The following is a 14,657-nucleotide window of genomic DNA, read 5'->3' as shown; positions in this document are numbered from 1 at the left end:
TGGATGTCAATCCGCATACGGGGCGAACGGCTGCGCCGCCGCCTCGGCAGATTGCTCGATCTCGGTCATGCGCACCAGGTCCAGCAGGTTGAAGCGGCCGTCATGGTGCCAGCCGGCCTCGGGCATGCTCATGGAGCCGATGGCGCTGATGCGCGTGACGCCGGCCGCGCCCAGCAGGCCCGCCAGCCGGTACAGCTGCTCGGGCGAGGCGGCAATGCCGGCCGTCTGCAGGTATTCGCGCTGCGCGGCCACCACGGGCACGGCGTCATCCAGGCGGTCCACACCTACCACGGCAATCGTGCGGTACAGGGCCGTGGGCGCCAGCGGCTGCAGGCTGTCGCTGTACGCCACGCTCCAGGGTGCGTCAACGGGGCCCAGCAGCTGCTGCGCGTCGCCCGACCATTCCACGGACTGCTGCCAGCGGGCCACCGCGGCGCCCTCCTCCAGCTCCAACGGCCGGCGCGCAAAGCGCCGCTGCAGGTTGGCCAGCTCGGCCGCCAGATAGTCGGCAAAGGCACGCGCAGAGACGGGGGCGCCGCGCTCCACGTAGAAGACATGGGGCGAGTAGCAGCCCTGCTGGTCGTAGCGCATCACGTCCCAGGCCGCCAGCCGCGCCACGGCGGGCGCCTTGAGCGTGTCCAGCGCGGCAGCGCCCACCATGCCAAAGCCCAGCTTGTGGCCGTGTGGCAGAAAGCGCGTGGTCACGGGCAGGCGCTGGCGCAGTGCCTGCAGCGTCTGGTTGCCGCCGTAGGCGAGCACGGTGTCGGCCTCGGCATGGAGCGCGGTGGCTCCACCGCCATCCGCCCCACCCACACCCCCCGCGCCATCCACACCCCCCGCACCGCTCCACCACACCACGGCCAGGCAATCGGCCAGCGGCGGATGCACCTCGGCCAGCAGCCGTGCGAACCAGCCCGCGAACAGCGGCTCGGCGCTGGCCAGCTTGCCAATGGCGGGTGCCTTGACCAGCAGGCCGCAGACCAGGCTCCACAGGGACAGCGCAGGCACATTGCCGGCCCAGCTGTGCATCAGCAGGTCGGGGCCGAAGGCACGCACCGCGCCGCCCTTGGGCGCGGGCTGGAAGCCGTCGAGCACGGCCGGGTTGGCAAAGTCCTCGGCCACGAAGCGCCGCAGCTGCGCGGCGCGAAAGGTCTTGAAGAAGCCCGTCAGCCCCAGGCGCACCATGTCGGCGTCATAGCCGCTGACCACGGGCAGCCAGGTCTCGGCCTGGCGCCGATAGGGATCGCTGCGGTCCAGCAGGCGGGCAATGGCGCGGTCGATGGCATCGATGATCTCGGCCACGGGCATGGCCCTGAGGTGGCGGTCGGCGGCACGGCGCACATGGGCTGCCAGCGCATGCATCTGCGGGCCGGTCAGCAGGGGCACGGAGACTTCCAGCCGCACGCCACCGCGTTCGAAGGGCAGCACATGCCACTGCACCTCGTCCTCGCGCAAACCAGGCAGTTCGGGCAGGTAGCCAGCCGTGATCCGCTCGATGTTCATGCAGCAGCGGCCTTCACGAATTCATCGACCGCCAGCGAGCAGCCCTTGGCCGCTGCGCCCTCGGCACGCCCCAGCAACAGGAAACCGCTGTTCTCGCCATGGCCGGCCCACAGGCCCACGTCCTCGGTGAGGATGGTGGTGACCGCGTTGTAGTTGGCCAGGTCGCAGTGCACGAGAATGCCGCGCTCGCCGGGCGCCACACTGCGGCCGGTGACGGGTTCGACCAGGCGCGAGCGTATCCAGTGCGGCCCCGACTTGACCGAGGGCAGCGTGGCATTGCCGTCGTCATAGAACTGCGTGCTCAACTCGGTCATGCCGTACATGTTGATGCAGTGGCTGCGCGGCACGCCCAGCAGCCGGGACAGGTCGGCGTAGAAATCCTCCAGCGGCAGCTCGCGCGACTGGCCCTTGTAGCCGCCCGTGTCCAGGATGCGGCTGCCCGGCGGCAGGCAAAAGCTGCGGCCCTGCTCGCGCAGCGCATCCATCACATGCACCAGGCTGAAGCTGGCGCCCAGCAGCGCATAGGGGCGGCCGCTGCGCTCGGATTCCTCCAGCACGGCGCACAGGCCGGGCATGTCCAGGCCGTCGGGGGTGAGGAAGTAGCGGCTGTCGGGAGTGCCGAATTCCGTCTTGGCCAGCGCCAGGTAGTGGGCCAGCGAAGAGTTGGGCATGGCCTGCTCGTCGGGAAAGAGGATGCCCATGGGCAGGCGCTCGTGTCCGGCCATGAAGCGCTGCGCGAAGTTGCGCGTCATCGACGCATCGTAGACATCGAGCGCGGGATGGAAGTGGCGCCCGCGCGAAGACAGTCCCTTGGCCTGGCCCGTGGTGCCGCTGGTCATGAACACGCGCTCCGTGGGCGAGGCCGGCTCGCTGCGCAGCTCCATGGCCTTGAACGCGTCAATCGGCACGGCGGGAATGTCGCTCCAGGTCTTCACATTGCGCAGCGTGGCGCCGCGCCGCTGGCAGAAGCTGCGAAACGGCGCATTCGATTCGTATTGGTAGGCGAACAGCCGCAGGGCCAGTGCGTCGAACTGCTCGTCGGTGCAGCCGTCCATGGCAATGAATGCAAGCAGGTCTGCGACCAGAGAAGCCGCCTGGGGCCGGGCCTTGTCCATGGAATTCCTTCGAGAGCTGGGACGTGATGCTCCGAAGGCTCCCCCGCCCGTGGCGCATGGGCGGCCACGCAGGGGTGCAAGCTCTTCTTCCGCCGGAATGACCCGGTTCAAGTTCTCGGGTGTGGATCTCAGCACTGGCGTGCACCCCGGAGCGGAGGGCTATCTTACAGCAGGGTCGCCAACCCCGTCAGGCCAGCAGGCGAACCCCAAAACCCAACAAGGTCGCGACATACAGCAGCACCAAGGCCTTGCCCAGCACACCACTGTTGGACCAGAAGTGGCGTGCCACGGCGAAGTCCCAGGCGCCATCGCGCACCTGCAGCTGCGGCAACCGCGCCAGGATCTCGCGCCTGAACGCGGCCTCGTCGAACAGGGGACTGCCATTGAGTCGCAGGGGAATGGCGCGAAGGCCCATCCACAGATGCTGGCGCGTGCAGGTGACGCGACTGGCATCGAATTTGCGGGTCCTGCGTGCCATGCGTACCGCGATCCGATGCCCGTCCGTGGCTATGCGCATGGTCTCCAGCTGCTTGAGCTTGCGCCAGAGCCATGCATACAGACTCAGCGGCAACACGGCCAAAAGCACCAACAGGACACCGAGCATGCCCGTTGGATCGCACGATTTGTCCGGACCGCAGTCGCGCTGGTGCAAAAGCGGCAAGAACCAGTAGACCATCCCGCCAGCGACCAGGCAATGCAGAACGCCAACCATGGCAAGCGCACGCCTGCGCTTCACGGTGCTGCCCGCAAGCGCCGTGACCGAAGTGACCAGCGGCTTTCCTTCCGAGGCTTGAGAAGCCTGCGCGGCGTGCTGGGACGGTGAGGAAACCACGACCGCGCTGGAGGCTTCGGTGTCGCCCACTTCCTGCCAGCGCTTGCCGCCCAATTGGCGCAATTCCCCCGCCTTCCAGGCAAGCCACAGTCCCAGAGCCATCAATACCCCGATGCTGCCCAGCAGGAACGAAGGCAACCGCCTGCCCCATTCATAGGACGAGCGGGCAGACGCCAGTTCGCCGCGGAATGGAGCATCCCCGAAAGGCTCCAGCACGCGGCCGTCCAGATCCACGCGATGGACGGTGAATTGGGTCATGTCCGGCAGCAACAACTCCTGACCCACCATGGCGATGGCGTTCGGGTCCTGGTCGGGCGAAAGCGGCATCACCCGGTCAGGCCTCAACTGGGAATCCATCAACAGCAGATCTGCTCCCCGCATGCTCGAGTCTGCCACCAGCACCCACAAACGCTGCTGGCCATCCAGCTGCATGGCGAACGGGAAGCGGCGCCCGGAACGCAGGCCCGCATATTCCACGGGAAATACGGCAGGCGCGGCCTGGGTGCTCTGTGCCGTATCGATTTGCGCAATCTGATGGCGGTTGGTATTGGCCACCCACATGCGCTCGCCTACCTGCAGCGTCTGATTCGGAAAGCGCAGGCCTTCGCTGTAGGTCCTGAGCAGCACATAGGCTTGCGCTGCACTGGAAGCGGCGTCGCGCTGGTAAACGAGAACGCGGTGATTGGATGCGTCGGAGACCACAATCTGCGCTTCATCGGCCGTTACCCGCATCCAGCGATAACCACCGCGTGTGGACAAATCGGGCAGATCCAGCGCCACGCAGCGCTGCATTGCCAGATCGCAGCGATGCACACGTCCCTGGTCATGCGCCCAAAGCGTCTTCTCGCCAATGAACTGAAGGCTGCTGACCGATGGGGTCAAACCCAATTGCGCCAACTCCAGACGCTGCAGGCGTGTGCCCTGCCGATCAAACTGATGCAAAGCGCCATGGCTTTGAATCCACACTGTATTGCCTTGGATTGAGGGAAGCCTGGGGCCCAATGGGTCGGGCAACAGCCAACCCCGAAAGACAAAGGCCAGGATCAACAGGCATTGCAGGCCGATCACAGCCCTGAGCCATTTCTTGTAAACCGCCTCAGCCATTGAATCTCCCCCATTTTTGAATGGGGGCAAGTGTAGACAAACAAGGCATTGCGGCCATCAAAACGATGACTTCATTCGAGCGCAATTTCCAAACTGTGGATCAATCCAGTGCCGTCAGCCGCCGCATCACCCACTCCACGGGCCCCTGCGCCACCTTCTTGCTCCAGGCCCAGGCGGCCAGGCTGGCGATGATCACGTACAGCGCGGCGGCCACGGCCACTTCGCGCAGGCTGCGTGAACCGTCCAGCGCGCCCATGGCTTCCAGCAGGCCCATGCCGATGAGGATGTGTGCCAGGTACAGGGTCAGCGTCATGCGCCCGGCCGGCAGCAGGCCGCGCCACGGTCCGGCGGGCCAGCGGTCGGCCAGCCGCAGGCAGGCGCCGATGGCAATGCTGGCGCAGCCCAGGCCCATCAGCAGGTAGGCTGGGCCGGGCGGCATGGGGCCGGTGGCCAGCCAGGCAGCCCATTCACTCTGTGCCGCAAGTGCCGAGACGGCGCAGGCCAAGCCCACCATCGCTACACCAGAAGCTACCAGGCCCCATTGCACGCGCGGCTCGGCCAGCGGCAGGCGCGCCAGCAGCATGCCGCAGAGGAAGAACGCAAACCAGGGCAGCACCGGATGGAAGCCGTTGAACAGCAGGTTGCGCGCAAAGCCGGCCGGCTCCCACAGACCCTGGTAGGACAGGCTCGCCCAGTCCCAGCCCTGGCTGTAGTCCAGCTGCAGCAAGGCCCATGCGGACAGCACGGCCACTGCCGCCATGCCGGCCAGCAGCGCCCGTGCGCCGGCCTGCAGCCAGGCGATGGCCAGCACGAAATACACCGCGTAGTAGTGAATGATGTCGGCCGGAAAGATCAGCAGGTTCATGCCCCCGGCCACCAGCAGGAACAGCGCGCGGCGCAGTGTCCAGAGGCGCGCCGTGGCCGGCTCCAGCGAGCGCGTGGCCAGCACCAGGCCCAGTCCCGCCAGCACCACGAAGGTGGCCGAGGCCTTGCCCTCCAGAAAATGGAAGAACGACAGCAGCCAGCCCGGCTCCTGCAGCGCGGGATGCATGGCCTGCTTGAAGTTGACGAACACCATGCCTGCCAGCGCCAGGTAGCGCGCCAGGTCCAGCCCCGCCAGGCGGGCGCCCCTGCCGGTGGCGTGCCTCATGTCGCGTCCCCCCGTGCCTCGCCTCCAAGAAGGCAGGCCAGCAAGGCGGGATGCAGCACATCGACCCCTTCATCCGCCCCCGCGTCTTCTTGCGGCGTCACCGCCAGCGCAAAGCGCAGCGCATCGCTTTCCACGGCATCCAGCAGCAGCTGCGCGGCCAGGCGCACGGGCACGGCGGGCCGCAAGAGGCCCTGCTGCGCCCCGCGCTCCATGAAGCCTGCCAGGCCGTCGAGCATGCGCCTGCGGTTGGCCTCGAAGGCCGGCGCCAGCCCGGGCGAACGCGCGATCTCGGACAGGCATTCGGCGCTGAGCACGGCCCATTCCCGCTGGCGGCACAGCGCCTGGTAGGCGGCCAGGAATTGCGCCACCACAGGCAGCGAAGGGGCTGCGGCCCGCTCCAGCGCCTGCAGCAAGGGCAGCAGCTCGGTCTGCTCCTGCGTGGCGACCTCGGCAATCAAGGCCTGCTTGCTGTCGAAGTGGTTGTACAGATTGCCCAGGCTCACCGAGGCAGCCTGCGCGATGTCGCGCATGCTGGTGCAGTGAAAGCCGCGCTCCACGAAGCACTGCAGGGCGGCCTCCACGATGACAGCCCGGCGCTCGCTGATGTCTTCTTTCTTTTTCATGCTCCGGATGATGAACGAACGTTCATTCATAGTCAACGCCGGGGCATGAAATCACAGCGGCGGCAGTGGGCCCACGCCGGAAGGAACGGCCTCCTCGTTGGGCCTGCAGGGCTGGCGCAGCATGCGCCGGCAGTCCGGCAGCTGCCGCTCATGGGCATAGGCGATGTGGCCCAGCACGATCTTCGACGGCCGGCTGCGGTCCAGCCAGACGGTGTTGGTCGAAGGCGTGGACAGATGGTCGAAGGCCCAGTACCCGGTCTGCGAAGGCGTGTCCAGGGTCACGCGCAGGCTGGAGCCCGCGCGGAACACATGGGCGAATTTCTGGATTTCCACGCGCATCAGCGTGGGCTCGCCGGGGCGCAGCGGGCGCACGGCGGCCTCGGTGAAATCACCCCAGGGCCGCAAGGCGGTGGAGCGCTGGCCGTCCAGCGCGCGCATGGAGGCACGCAGCCAGCCACGCTGCACGAACATCTCCTGGCCGTCGGGACGCACCTCCGAGACGGTGACCTGAACATCGGTGTCGCCGGCCGTGGCGCTGAGCCACAGGTCCAGCGAGGCCTCGCCATAAAAGCTCAGCGCGCGCGGCAGCGGGGCCGTGGTGAAGCGCAGCAGGCCCTGCCCGGCGGGGCTGGCCGTCCATTGGCCCGCGCCGGACTCGGTGTCCGCGTCGGGATGGTTGGCCTCGGCGCCCGGCAGCGGGTAGCGGTAGCTGGCCGACTGGCGCTCGGCCTGCGGCGGCGCATCGCCCAGCCCGCCGCCCGGCTGCAGCCACAGCGTCATGGGCGTGACGCGCACGGGCAGCCGGTCAAAGCTGGCCACGGCCGAGGGGCGCAGTTGCCCATAGTCGCCCCCACCGTTCATCCACTGCATTTCCTGCGCCAGCAGCACGCGCGGCGTGTGCTCGAAGCCGTTGTTCTCACCCTTGAGAAAGCGCGCGTAAAAGCGCTTCATGGTCTCGCGCAGAAAGGGGGCGTTGTCGGTGTGGTGGTCGCCGTTGGAGCTGATCAGCCACATCTTGTCCGGGGCGATGCTGTCCTCGTAGTAGCCCATGCGGGTGCCCACCTGCTCGTCCTGCCAGGACTGGGTGCCCAGCGTGGGGATGTCGATGCGGTGCGTGGAGTACATGGCGCTCTTGCGCGCGTAGCGGGCGCCGAAGAAGCGGTCCTCGTCCAGCCAGCGCGCCATGTCCAGGTCGGGGCGCTGGATCTTGCGGATGTTGTCCTCCACGACCTGGGCGCATCCGGTATCGCCGTCCAGCGCCTTGGCGTCCTCGGCGGCCTTGCGCCATATCGCGGGGAACTGCCCCCACCAATTGGCGGGAAAGCCGATGTTCTGGATGCCGCCCGGATAGGCCACGTCGCGGTAGGGATCGGCCACGTTCTTGCCCGGCGCGATCGCCTTGAGGCTGGGCGGACGCTGGGCCGCCACCCACAGCTGGTCGTAGCCCGAGTACGAATAGCCCACCATGCCCACCTTGCCCGTGGACCACGCCTGGCGCGCAGCCCACTCCACCGCATGCGCCCCGGCCGCGCCCACGGAGGCGTCGGCCCACTGGTTCTCGCCCGTGGAGCAGCCCGTGCCGGGCACGTTCAGGCCCATCACGGCATAGCCTTCCTTGGTCCATTCCTGGGTGGTCTGGTCCGTGACCGAGCCCGATCCGTAGCCGTCGTACTCCATCAGCACGGGAAACGGCCCCGGCCCCTTGGGAAAGACCACCGAATAGCGCATCTTGTTGCCGTCAGGCAGCTGGATGTAGCCCCAGATGCGCGGCCCGGGGTTGGTGCTGCCCGAAGAGCCCCCGCCGCAGGCCGCGAGGCCCAGGGCAAGGGTGGCGATGCCGGCCGCGCCGAGCCACGCGCGGGAATGGCGAAAAGTCATCATGGATGGTCCTCCTGGTTGCTGATGCAGTCATGCCCGCAAGGGGGCAGGCCGCAATTTAGGACCGTCCGGGCACGTGGCGCATGCACAGGCTGAAGGGGGGCTGAAGGGGCGCTGAAGTGGCGCTGAAGCGCGCCTGAAGACAGGCTGAAGGCGAACGCGGCCAGTCGCCACGGCCTTCGGCCCCGGGGGCGGCATGAACTGGCACGAGATGGTGATGGCGCTTGGAGCGACGGAACTATCCATCGCCACCGCAGTCGAACGGCCTTCGCTGGAGACCTCAACGCATAACAGCCCGGCCCACACTCCATCGTTGCCGATGGAGCCACTGCCTGAACAGGCAAAGGTGAAACTGTCATGCAATGTCCCGCCTGCCGAGATGCCACGCTCATCATCTCCGAGCGCCAGAACATAGAGATCGACTACTGCCCCCAATGCCGCGGCGTCTGGCTGGACCGCGGAGAGCTGGACAAGCTCATCGAGCGCTCCGCCGCCCAGGCACCCACAGCGCCAGCAGCCTATGAACGCCCGCAGGAACGGCGCGCGGGCCCTGACGGATCCCATGACCGGCGCGAGCACTCCAGCCACGATGGCTACCGCCGCAAGAAGCGCGAAGGCTTTCTCTCCGATCTTTTCGACTTCTAGCACCAGGGCAAGTCCGCTGCGCCGGCATCGGGACATGGCAGCCGCGCCCCACTATGATTCGGCTTTCAGTTCCTTGTCCCCATGCCCCGCGCCCGCACACCCAAGCCCGCTCCTGCCGAAGAGAACACGGCCCCGTCCAACACTGCAGCGCCGGGACCGTCCATCGACGCCTCCTTCCTGCACACCCTCGTGGGCTACAACGCCCGGCGTGCCTCGCTGTCCATCATCGAAGTGTTCGTGGAGCGCATGGCCACCCACGATCTCAAGATGGTGGAGTTCTCCGTGCTGTCCCTGGTGTCCCACAACCCCGGCATCACCTCGCGCCAGCTGTGCGCGGCGCTGGATGTGATGCCGCCCAACCTGGTGGGCCTGATAGCAGCGCTGGAGCGCCGCAAGCTGATCGAGCGGCGCACCCACCCCACCGACCGCCGCGCCGTGGGCGTGCACCTGACGCCCGCGGGCGCCGAGCTCACGGCCCGGGCGGAAAGAACGGCTGCGGAATTGGAAATGGATGCCACCTACCGCCTGACCGACGCCGAGCGCAGGACGCTGATCCAACTGCTGCAGAAGATCTACAACTGAGCGCGCTCAGTCCGCCTTCTCCGCTGCCGGCTGCTCCAGCCCCAGCAGCCGCACCGCGTTGCCCTTGAGGATGCCGGGCATCACCTCGGGTTTGAAGCCGGCTTCCTGGAAATCCTTCATCCAGCGCTCGGGCGTGATCAGCGGATAGTCGCTGCCGAAGAGCACGCGGTCCTTGAGCAGGGTGTTGGCGTACTGCACCAGCTGCCGGGGAAAGTACTTGGGGCTCCAGCCCGACAGATCGATCCAGACATTGGGCTTGTGCAGGGCCACGGACAGGGCCTCGTCCTGCCAGGGAAAGCTGGGGTGGGCCATCACGATCTGCATGTCGGGAAAGTCGATGGCCACGTCGTCCAGGTGCATGGGATTGCTGTAGGCCAGGCGCAGGCCGCCGCCGCAGCGCATGCCGCTGCCAATGCCGCTGTGGCCCGTGTGGAAGATGGCCGGCAGTTGGTACTCGGCCACCACCTCGTAGATCGGCCAGGCCATGCGGTCGTAGGGATGGAAGCCCTGCACCGTGGGGTGGAACTTGAAGCCCCTGACACCCTCTTCCTCGATCAGCCGCCGCGCCTCGCGCGCACCCATGCGGCCCTTGTGCGGATCGATGCTGGCGAAGGCCACCATCATGTCGCTGTTGGCCCGCGCGGCCTCGGCGATCTCCTCGTTGGGAATGCGGCGCCGGCCCAGCTGCGACTCGCTGTCCACCGTGAACATCACCAGGCCCAGGTTGCGCTCACGGTAATAGGCCACGGTCTCGGCGATGGTCGGGCGCCGGCCGTTGCCGAAGTACTTGTCGGCGGCGCGGTCGTACTCCTCGCCGTAGTTGTCGAACGGGTTCCAGCAGCTCACCTCGGCGTGCGTGTGGATGTCGATGGCAATGAGTTTTTCGTGGTCCATGTCTGTCTCCTGTGCGGCCTGCTGCCTGCCCCGGCATCAAGGGGAAGTCCCAATAAGAAATTCGCAAAGGCCGCTTGAATTGGTTATTAAATATAACCAAAATCGCGGCCATCAGAAAGCGATGCGGATGCGGGCAACGGCTGCCATGCAACGGTTTCGCGCTGAGGCTTCACACCACCTTCCGAGGAGACAGACATGGACAGAAAGATCCAAAAGACCCGTTCCCGCGCCTTGCCGGCCACGCTGGCCGCCGCCCTTCCCGCCCTGCTGCTGGCCGCCTGCGGCGGCTCGAGCGACGGCATCGCGCAGCTGGCCGAGGCCCGCCCCGCCACGCTGCTGTCGTGCACGGACCTGGCCGCGAAAATATCCTTCCCCAACACCCGCATCACCGCCGCCGAGACCGTGGCCGCCGGCACGCTGACGGTGGCAGGCAAGCCCATTGCCGAGCACTGCCGCGTGACCGGCCGCATGCACGAGCGCGTCAGCACCGTCGACGGCCAGAGCTACGCCGTGGGCTTCGAGATACGCCTGCCGCGTGACTGGAACGGGCGCTTTTTCTACCAGGCCAACGGCGGCCTGGACGGCAGCGTGAGCACGGCCGTGGGCGCGCTGGGCGGCGGGCCGCTGGGCAATGCGCTGCAGATGGGCTTTGCCGTGCTCAGCTCCGACGCCGGGCATGCAGGCAGCCTGGGTCCCTTCTTCGGCCTGGACCCGCAGGCGCGGCTGGACTACGGCTACCAGGCCGTGGGCAAGCTCACGCCCATGGCGCGCAGCGCGCTGCAGACGGCCTATGGCAAGGGCCCGGACCGCTCCTACCTGGGCGGCTGCTCCAACGGCGGGCGCCACGCCATGGTGGCCGCCTCGCGCTATGCCGACCAGTACGACGGCATCATTGCCGGCAACCCCGGCACGCGCCTGCCGCTGGCGGCCATTGCCAACATTGCCGGCGCCCAGGGCTATGCGAAGCTGGCCACCACGACACAGGACCTGGGCACGGGCTTCACCCAGGCCGAGCGCCGCCTGGTCAGCCAGGCCGTACTGGCCCGGTGCGATGCGCTGGACGGCGCCACCGACGGCATGGTGCAGGCCGGCGCAGCATGCCAGGCGAGCTTCGACCTGGTGCGCGACGTGCCCACCTGCGGCGGCGCGCGCGACGGCAGCTGCCTCAGCGCCGAGCAAAAGAGCACCATTGCCGGCCTGTTCAAGGGCGCCACCACCAGCGGCGGCAGCCGCATCTACAGCAGCTTCCCGTATGACGCGGGCCTGGATACGGCCGGCTGGGCCGGCTGGAAATTCTCCAACTCGCTGAACCTGGACACCGGCGCCGTGGGCCTGGTCTGGCAGGCGCCACCCGAGAGCCCGGCCAGCTTCAACGGCCCGCAGTTCGCGCTGACAGGCAGCGTGGACAGCATGCTGGCCAAGGTCCAGGCCACGACGGCGCTGTACACCGAAAGCGCGCTGTCCTTCATGCTCCCACCCGACTACGGCAAGCTGCCCGTGCTGCGCAACCGGGGCGCCAAGCTCATGGTCTACCACGGCACGGCCGATCCCATCTTCTCCAGCGACGACACCGTGCAGTGGTACGACACGCTGCGCCGCAACCATGGCGATGCCGCCGACTTCGCCCGCCTGTACCTGGTGCCCGGCATAAACCACTGCAGCGGCGGCCCGGCCACCGAGCAGTTCGACATGCTCAGCTCCCTCGTGGCCTGGGTGGAGAAAGGCCAGGCGCCAGACCGCGTGATCGCCAGTGCGCGCGGCGCAGGCAATGCGGGCGGCGTCAACGCCGACCTGCCCGCCACCTGGTCGCCCACGCGCACCCGGCCGCTGTGCCCCCATCCGCTGGCCGCCCACTACAACGGCAGCGGCGACATGGAAAGCGCTGCCAGCTTCAGCTGCCGCTGACCATGCACTGAAGGCGGGCGGCGCCTGAACGGTCACCTGAACGGCCCGCCCCCTCCGCCCTCATCCACCCCTTGTCCGCAGTCCCGCCCCCGGCGGGGCCGGGCCCCGCTGCGCCCGAGAAAAGGCGTGCGGACACCCACGCCAAGACGGCAACGATTTTTCAAACCAGAGGAGACATCACCATGCAAAAAACCCCTTCCCCGCTGACCCTGGCGGCCGCCGCCGTGCTGGCCCTGGCCGGCTCCAGCACCAGCTTCGGCGCCTTCGCGCAAGGCACCTCCAGCGTCACGCTCTACGGCATCGTCGATGTGGGCGTGGAGCACGTGAACAATGTGGCGGCGGGCGGCGGTCTCAGCCGCATGCCATCGACCACCAGCCTGGTGCCCTCGCGCTGGGGCCTGCGCGGCAGCGAGGACCTGGGCGGCGGCCTCAAGGCCATCTACACGCTGGAGTCGGGCTTTGCGCCCGACCAGGGCACCTTCAACCAGGGCGGGCGCGGCTTTGGCCGCCAAAGCTGGGTGGGATTGGGCGGCAACTGGGGCAGCCTGACCATGGGCCGCCAGAACTCCATGCTGTTCTGGTCACTGCTCGATTCGGACATCATCGGCCCGGCCGTCTTCGCCATGGGCTCGCTGGACGCCTACATTCCCAACTCGCGCGCCGACAACATGCTGGCCTGGCGCGGCAACTTCGGCGGCCTGGCGCTGGGCGCGGGCTACAGCTTCGGGCGCGATGCCGTCAACGCAGGCCCCAGCCCCGCCGGCACCAACTGCCCGGGCGAGAGCGGATCGGACACGCAGGCCTGCCGCCAGTGGTCGCTGTATGCCAAGTACGACACGCCAGTCTGGGGCGTGGCGCTGGGCTACGAACAGCAAAACGGCCGCACGCCGGCCTCGTCCACCGACCCGGTGTTCGGCGGCATGACCTCCAGCGCCAAGCATGACGAGCGCCTGCACCTGGGCGGCTACTTCAAGCTGGCCGGCGTGAAGGTCGGCGGCGGCCTGCTGCGCCGCGACAACGATGGCGACGCCGTCAAACCGCGCAGCAACCTCTGGTACGTGGGCGCCTCGTACCCGGTCACCGAGGCGCTGGTGCTCGAAACCCAGTGGCTGACGCTGCGCTACCGCGGCGTGTCGGGCTACGACTCCGACCTGCTGGTGGCACGCGCCATCTACAACCTGTCCAAGCGCACGGCGGTCTACACCCAGCTCGGCCACATCCGCAACGACCGCCTGGCCACCGTCTCGGTCAGCGGCGGCGCCCCGGGCAGCAACACCGCGCCGGGCCGCTCGCAGACCGGCATCAACGTCGGCATCCGCCACATGTTCTGAGCCTGTTCTTTCCAGCTTTACCTTTTTTCGATTTCACCAGGAGACATCCATGCAGATGCATCGCCGTCATTTCGTCCAGGCCCTGGGCAGCGCCGCCGCCCTGGGGTCGCTGTCGCCACTGCAGGCCCTGGCCCAGGCACTGGACCAGGTCAAGATCATGTACGGCTTTCCGGCAGGCAGCTCAGGCGACAGCGTGGCCCGCCGCGTGGCCGAGCGGCTGGGCGGCACGCCCTACAGCAAAGGGCCCGGTTTTGTGGAAAACAAGCCCGGCGCCGGTGGCCGCATCGCGGTGGAGGCCCTGAAGAACGCCCCGCCCAACGGCTCGGTGCTGGCGCTGGCGCCCGTGTCGGCCTTCTCGGTCTACCCGCACATCTACCCCAAGCTGACCTACAAGCCCGAGGATGCGATCCCCGTCTCCATCGGCGCCGTCATCTACCACGGCCTGGCCGTGGGGCCTGCCGTGCCGGCCGAGGTCAAGACCCTCAAGGACTTCCTGGCCTGGGCCAAGGCCCACCCCGACCGGGCCAACTTCGGCTCGCCGGGCGCGGGCTCCATGCCGCACCTGCTGGGCGCGCTGCTGAGCCTGCGTTCGGGGGTGGAACTCAAGCACGCGCCCTATCGCGGCACCGTGCCCAGCATCACCGACCTGGTGGGCGGCCAGGTCGCGGCCACCATGAACCCCAGCGGCGACTACCTGCAGTACCTGAAGGCGGGCCGCCTGCGCGTGCTGGCCACCTCGGGCAAGCAGCGCTCGCCCTTCCTGCCCGACGTGCCCACCTTCACCGAACTGGGCTTCCCCGATGTCACGGTGGAGGAATGGTTCGGCTTCTACGCTCCCGCCAAGACCCCGGCCACCACCATTGCCAACGCCAACGCGGCCATCACGGCCGCGCTCAAGGACAAGGCCGTGATCGACGGACTGGCCGCCCTGGGCCTGCTGGCGCGCGGCAGCACACAGCAGGAAATGGCGGCCGACCAGCAGGCCGAGTTCGAGCGCTGGAGTTCGCTGGTCAAGCAGATCGGGTTCACGGGCGAGTCCTGATCAGTCGGCGGCAGGCCCATTCCCCTTCACGGGACAAGGCCACACTCATGCAA

Annotated in this window: 12 protein-coding genes and 1 riboswitch; of the genes, 5 read left to right on the top strand and 7 right to left on the bottom strand. The window is 67.9% G+C overall.

Annotated features, from left to right (window positions below):
• Positions 1–6: 6 nt before the first annotated feature.
• From KDK82_RS06285 to KDK82_RS06260, 6 genes are all read right to left on the bottom strand, one after another.
• Positions 7–1,503: an acyl-CoA reductase gene (locus KDK82_RS06285; protein WP_088164292.1), complete on the bottom strand. Its 1,497-nt coding sequence runs from the start codon at positions 1,501–1,503 to the stop codon at positions 7–9.
• Complete coding sequence (locus KDK82_RS06280) at positions 1,500–2,618, bottom strand: long-chain-fatty-acid--CoA ligase (RefSeq protein ID WP_017406019.1); 1,119 nt, start codon at positions 2,616–2,618, stop codon at positions 1,500–1,502. The genes KDK82_RS06285 and KDK82_RS06280 overlap by 4 nt, the downstream gene beginning before the upstream one ends.
• Positions 2,619–2,685: 67 nt before the next feature.
• Positions 2,686–2,777, bottom strand: a riboswitch (TPP riboswitch).
• Between the two features lie 28 nt (positions 2,778–2,805).
• Positions 2,806–4,554, bottom strand: coding sequence for a YncE family protein (locus KDK82_RS06275; protein ID WP_088164291.1), 1,749 nt, complete (start codon positions 4,552–4,554; stop codon positions 2,806–2,808).
• A 100-nt stretch (positions 4,555–4,654) separates the two neighbouring features.
• A complete protein-coding gene (locus KDK82_RS06270; protein ID WP_088164290.1) occupies positions 4,655–5,704 on the bottom strand; it encodes a DUF418 domain-containing protein in 1,050 nt (349 codons plus the stop codon).
• The gene (locus tag KDK82_RS06265; protein ID WP_063325956.1) at positions 5,701–6,327 is read right to left on the bottom strand and encodes a TetR/AcrR family transcriptional regulator; all 627 of its coding nucleotides are present in this window, start codon (positions 6,325–6,327) and stop codon (positions 5,701–5,703) included. The genes KDK82_RS06270 and KDK82_RS06265 overlap by 4 nt, the downstream gene beginning before the upstream one ends.
• Before the next feature lie 51 nt (positions 6,328–6,378).
• Positions 6,379–8,208 carry a CocE/NonD family hydrolase gene (locus KDK82_RS06260; RefSeq protein WP_088164289.1) on the bottom strand — a complete coding sequence of 610 codons (1,830 nt, stop codon included), beginning with the start codon at positions 8,206–8,208 and terminating at the stop codon, positions 6,379–6,381.
• A gap of 354 nt (positions 8,209–8,562) precedes the next feature.
• Here KDK82_RS06260 and KDK82_RS06255 point away from each other — a divergent pair, with 354 nt between their 5' ends.
• Together KDK82_RS06255 and KDK82_RS06250 are read left to right on the top strand one after the other, a co-directional pair.
• A complete protein-coding gene (locus KDK82_RS06255; RefSeq protein WP_012206334.1) occupies positions 8,563–8,850 on the top strand; it encodes a zf-TFIIB domain-containing protein in 288 nt (95 codons plus the stop codon).
• 81 nt (positions 8,851–8,931) lie between these two features.
• Positions 8,932–9,432: a MarR family winged helix-turn-helix transcriptional regulator gene (locus KDK82_RS06250; protein WP_088164288.1), complete on the top strand. Its 501-nt coding sequence runs from the start codon at positions 8,932–8,934 to the stop codon at positions 9,430–9,432.
• A gap of 6 nt (positions 9,433–9,438) precedes the next feature.
• Here KDK82_RS06250 and KDK82_RS06245 read toward each other — a convergent pair whose 3' ends face one another.
• Positions 9,439–10,326 carry a 4-hydroxyphenyl-beta-ketoacyl-CoA hydrolase gene (locus KDK82_RS06245; RefSeq protein ID WP_013801753.1) on the bottom strand — a complete coding sequence of 296 codons (888 nt, stop codon included), beginning with the start codon at positions 10,324–10,326 and terminating at the stop codon, positions 9,439–9,441.
• A gap of 195 nt (positions 10,327–10,521) precedes the next feature.
• Between KDK82_RS06245 and KDK82_RS06240 the strand changes: the two genes are divergently transcribed.
• The 3 genes from KDK82_RS06240 to KDK82_RS06230 all read left to right on the top strand — a co-directional run bounded on the left by KDK82_RS06240 (position 10,522) and on the right by KDK82_RS06230 (position 14,604).
• On the top strand, positions 10,522–12,231 hold the full coding sequence (locus KDK82_RS06240) for a tannase/feruloyl esterase family alpha/beta hydrolase (protein WP_088164287.1): 1,710 nt from the start codon (positions 10,522–10,524) through the stop codon (positions 12,229–12,231).
• Between the two features lie 182 nt (positions 12,232–12,413).
• Positions 12,414–13,562, top strand: a complete 1,149-nt coding sequence (locus tag KDK82_RS06235; protein WP_088164286.1) for a porin — start codon at positions 12,414–12,416, stop codon at positions 13,560–13,562.
• Positions 13,563–13,611: 49 nt separating this feature from the next.
• Entirely contained in the window at positions 13,612–14,604 is a 993-nt protein-coding gene (locus KDK82_RS06230; protein ID WP_034395494.1) for a tripartite tricarboxylate transporter substrate-binding protein, read from the top strand.
• Positions 14,605–14,657: the final 53 nt, after the last annotated feature.

This window comes from Delftia sp. K82 (genome assembly GCF_002193035.1).
Taxonomy (GTDB): domain Bacteria; phylum Pseudomonadota; class Gammaproteobacteria; order Burkholderiales; family Burkholderiaceae_C; genus Comamonas; species Comamonas acidovorans.
The sequence above is the reverse complement of the archived record's forward strand: the minus strand, read 5'-3'. Positions and strand labels throughout refer to the sequence as shown.